The organism is Cytobacillus firmus, from assembly GCF_023715565.1.
GTDB lineage: Bacteria > Bacillota > Bacilli > Bacillales > Cytobacillaceae > Cytobacillus > Cytobacillus firmus_C.
Genome location: NZ_JAMBOJ010000130.1, coordinates 1 through 1,343 on the forward strand (window position 1 = coordinate 1; position 1,343 = coordinate 1,343).

Sequence of the window (1,343 nt, forward strand, 5' to 3'; positions counted from 1 at the left end):
GATCCCGTTGAATTGGATTATGTTTAGAAAGCATATTAATCACCTCAAGCATTGTATTACTTCTATTTTAAATCAAAAAAGACTCCCGACAAGTACGATTTTCATCGAGTTTGTCGACAGTCTGAATCCTTCCCTGCCAGGGAAGGATTTTTTTATGGATGATTACGGATTATCGATCTTTTTATCCATGGCTTTGTCGAGAGGATAAATGATCTTATCTTTAGATACAGTGCCTTTTATTTCTACTAAAACTTTGTCCTGATACACCAGCAGCATGGCAGGATAATTTTCCACCTCATAATTGCTTATGTGACTCGCTTCTGCTGCTGTTATCACTTTCATATCTTTAATCAGTTCAGGATAGCTTCTCTTTAATTCTATGATGGCATCATAATAGGAGATTTCCTGCTTATATTTTTTATTATCAGTAAAAAATATAAGCTGCTTAACACTGTGGTCTATTTTCAGCTCTTCTTTTACTTCCTGATGATTGCATGAAGAGGTCACTAGTAACACTAGTAAGAGTGCAGTAATCAATAACAATGGCAGACCTTTCATCCTTTTGCCCTCGCTTTATAATAAATTCCACCTTTTCACATAAAACTGCAAAAACAGTATAGAAGTCATGAGGATTTTCCACCCTTTTGACAGAAGGTAAGCAATTCATAATAATTATGAGTATTTTATCATATGGTAAATCGAAATATTAGCTTGTCATTCAAATGTTACAGAAATGAAAAATAAGAATATCCTTTTCAACATATATTACAAACACAAGTGTTTCTTCTATTAAAATAACGGGTAAAGATTAAAAAATTTGGTGGTGGAGTGTATGAAGATTTATACAGCTCTTTTGCTGCAGATGTTAATCTGGAGCGGATATACTTTCATTGAGTGGCTGTCAAAATATGATCAGCTCGTTTATAAAATTATAATGTTTTTTGTTTTCTTCTATTTGGCAATCAATATTGGGAATTGGGTTATTAAGTCAGCAAAGAAAACATTTATGGTTACTGTTATGAGCTTAAGTTTATATACTTCTTTACATTTTGCGATGTCCTACATTACACATTGGTAATTGGAAAGGTGACAATCAAAAAAAATCGGCACCCATTTACAGGTGCCGATTTCAGTTTGTAGACAAAAGGGGTTCGGAATAGTCTCATTCCGGACCTCTTTTTTGAATTTTATTGGCTTTGAAGCATTTTCAGATGACGATAGACCTCTCCGAGGTCATCTTCTAGGCCATTTCTGGACCTTGCCAAGTCCAGTTGGCCATTTTTTTCAAATTCATGGCAGCGAAAGTAAGCATCGCCTGCATGGACAATTTTTTAAGTCCCCTT

At 34.6% G+C, this 1,343-nt stretch carries 2 protein-coding genes; one reads left to right on the forward strand and one right to left on the reverse strand.

The features are described 5' to 3' along the window. Nucleotides 1-162: 162 nt before the first annotated feature. Nucleotides 163-558 carry a small peptidoglycan-associated lipoprotein gene (locus tag M3205_RS25050; protein WP_251172353.1) on the reverse strand — a complete coding sequence of 132 codons (396 nt, stop codon included), beginning with the start codon at nucleotides 556-558 and terminating at the stop codon, nucleotides 163-165. A 274-nt stretch (nucleotides 559-832) separates the two neighbouring features. On the opposite strand from M3205_RS25050, the gene M3205_RS25055 reads away from it, so the two are divergent. Continuing rightward, nucleotides 833-1,078 (forward strand): hypothetical protein, encoded by a 246-nt coding sequence (locus M3205_RS25055; RefSeq protein ID WP_251172354.1) that lies wholly within the window; start codon nucleotides 833-835, stop codon nucleotides 1,076-1,078. Nucleotides 1,079-1,343 lie beyond the last annotated feature (265 nt).